Source organism: Paracoccus sp. IB05, from assembly GCF_016405985.1.
Taxonomy (GTDB): domain Bacteria; phylum Pseudomonadota; class Alphaproteobacteria; order Rhodobacterales; family Rhodobacteraceae; genus Pseudogemmobacter.
This window is the reverse complement of sequence record NZ_JAEFCF010000076.1, coordinates 1-2,500: the sequence shown is the minus strand read 5'-3', so window position 1 is coordinate 2,500 and position 2,500 is coordinate 1. Positions and strand designations below refer to the sequence as shown.

General features: G+C 54.3%; 1 tRNA gene and 2 rRNA genes (1 of these 3 cut by a window edge). All 3 read left to right on the top strand.

The features are described from left to right. Window positions 1-2,007, top strand: a 23S ribosomal RNA gene (locus tag JC607_RS24875) (it extends 858 nt beyond the left edge of the window). Between the two features lie 126 nt (window positions 2,008-2,133). After that, window positions 2,134-2,248: ribosomal RNA gene (gene rrf, locus JC607_RS24870) — 5S ribosomal RNA — on the top strand. 71 nt (window positions 2,249-2,319) lie between these two features. Beyond that, a tRNA-Met gene (locus tag JC607_RS24865) sits at window positions 2,320-2,396 on the top strand. The last annotated feature ends 104 nt before the right edge of the window (window positions 2,397-2,500 follow it).

Below are 2,500 nucleotides of genomic sequence, written 5' to 3'. Positions count from 1 at the left end.
AGCTATTTAGGTAGCGCCTCGGACGAATACCATCGGGGGTAGAGCACTGGATGGGCAATGGGGTCCCACAGACTTACTGAGCCTAACCAAACTCCGAATACCGATGAGTAATATCCGGGAGACACACGGCGGGTGCTAACGTCCGTCGTGAAGAGGGAAACAACCCTGACCTGCAGCTAAGGCCCCTAATTCATGGCTAAGTGGGAAAGCATGTGGGACGGCCAAAACAACCAGGAGGTTGGCTTAGAAGCAGCCATCCTTTAAAGATAGCGTAACAGCTCACTGGTCTAGATAAGCTGTCCTGCGGCGAAGATGTATCGGGGCTCAAGCCATGAGCCGAAGCTCGGGATGCACAGCGATGTGCGTGGTAGCGGAGCGTTCTGTGATATAGAACGCTGTCTCTTGTTGATCCTTTATCTTCGGATAATGGGGACCAACGCAGAGACACTGTTCTTTCTGTGAAGCCGGGCTGTAAGGCATCCGGTGGAGAGATCAGAAGTGAGAATGTTGACATGAGTAGCGACAAAGAGGGTGAGAGACCCTCTCGCCGAAAGTCCAAGGGTTCCTGCTTAAAGCTAATCTGAGCAGGGTAAGCCGGCCCCTAAGGCGAGGCCGAAAGGCGTAGTCGATGGGAACACGGTTAATATTCCGTGGCCAGGAGGATGTGACGGATCTCGAAGATTGTCTTCCCTTATCGGATTGGGAAGGCCGTTCAGAGGTTCCTGGAAATAGCCCTCCATCAGACCGTACCCTAAACCGACACAGGTGGACAGGTAGAGTATACCAAGGCGCTTGAGAGAACCACGTTTAAGGAACTCGGCAAAATGCTCCCGTAAGTTCGCGAGAAGGGAGCCCCGTCTGTACGCAAGTATGGGCGGGGGGCACAATCCAGGGGGTGGCGACTGTTTACTTAAAACACAGGGCTCTGCGAAGTCGTAAGACGACGTATAGGGTCTGACGCCTGCCCGGTGCCGGAAGGTTAAAAGGAGGGGTGCAAGCTCTGAATTGAAGCCCCGGTAAACGGCGGCCGTAACTATAACGGTCCTAAGGTAGCGAAATTCCTTGTCGGGTAAGTTCCGACCTGCACGAATGGCGTAACGATCTCCCCGCTGTCTCAAACGTGGACTCAGCGAAATTGAACTGTGTGTCAAGATGCACACTACCCGCGGTTAGACGGAAAGACCCCATGAACCTTTACTCTAGCTTTGCATTGGCATCAGGAATGTGATGTGCAGGATAGGTGGTAGGCATTGAAACTTGGACGCCAGTCTGAGTGGAGCCATCCTTGAGATACCACCCTTCGCCTTCTTGATGTCTAACCGCGGCCCGTTATCCGGGTCCGGGACCCTGCATGGTGGGGAGTTTGACTGGGGCGGTCGCCTCCCAAATCGTAACGGAGGCGCGCGAAGGTTGGCTCAGACCGGTCGGAAATCGGTCGTTGAGTGCAATGGCAGAAGCCAGCCTGACTGCGAGACTGACAAGTCGAGCAGAGACGAAAGTCGGCCATAGTGATCCGGTGGTCCCAAGTGGGAGGGCCATCGCTCAACGGATAAAAGGTACTCTGGGGATAACAGGCTGATGATGCCCAAGAGTCCATATCGACGGCATCGTTTGGCACCTCGATGTCGGCTCATCTCATCCTGGGGCCGGAGCAGGTCCCAAGGGTACGGCTGTTCGCCGTTTAAAGAGGTACGTGAGCTGGGTTTAGAACGTCGTGAGACAGTTCGGTCCCTATCTGCCGTGGGTGCAGGAGGCTTGAGAAGAGTTGACCCTAGTACGAGAGGACCGGGTTGAACGAACCACTGGTGGACCTGTTATCGTGCCAACGGTAGTGCAGGGTAGCTATGTTCGGACAGGATAAACGCTGAAGGCATCTAAGCGTGAAGCCCCCTTCAAAACTAGGCCTCCCTTGAGGGCCGTGGTAGACCACCACGTCGATAGGCCAGAGGTGTAAGTGCGGTAACGCATTCAGCTGACTGGTACTAATTGCCCGATTGGCTTGATTTGATCCGGTAAAAGCAAGGCATAAACCTTCGCTAACCGACAGACAGCCATATACAAGCACCAAAAGTCGCACAGACTTGAACAATACATCGATGTTCGCGAAGCATGCTTCGCAAGTCTCTGTTCCGGTTTGGTGGTCATAGTGGTGGCTAAACACCCGATCCCATCCCGAACTCGGCCGTTAAGGGCCTCTACGCCAATGGTACTGCGTCTCAAGACGTGGGAGAGTAGGTAACCGCCAAACCTGATCAGAGACTTCTCTCTCCAATACGATGAAAAATACCACCCTCTCATAACCCCGGGAGGGAAAACGGACGCGGGGTGGAGCAGCCAGGTAGCTCGTCAGGCTCATAACCTGAAGGTCACAGGTTCAAATCCTGTCCCCGCAACCAGAAATTCTTGTGTTTGCATAACCTCCTGTTCGCAGGAGGTTTTTTGCTGTCCGCTCAACCGATCCGCATTCAGGCTCAGCGCCAGAACCCCCGCAAGATCGCCG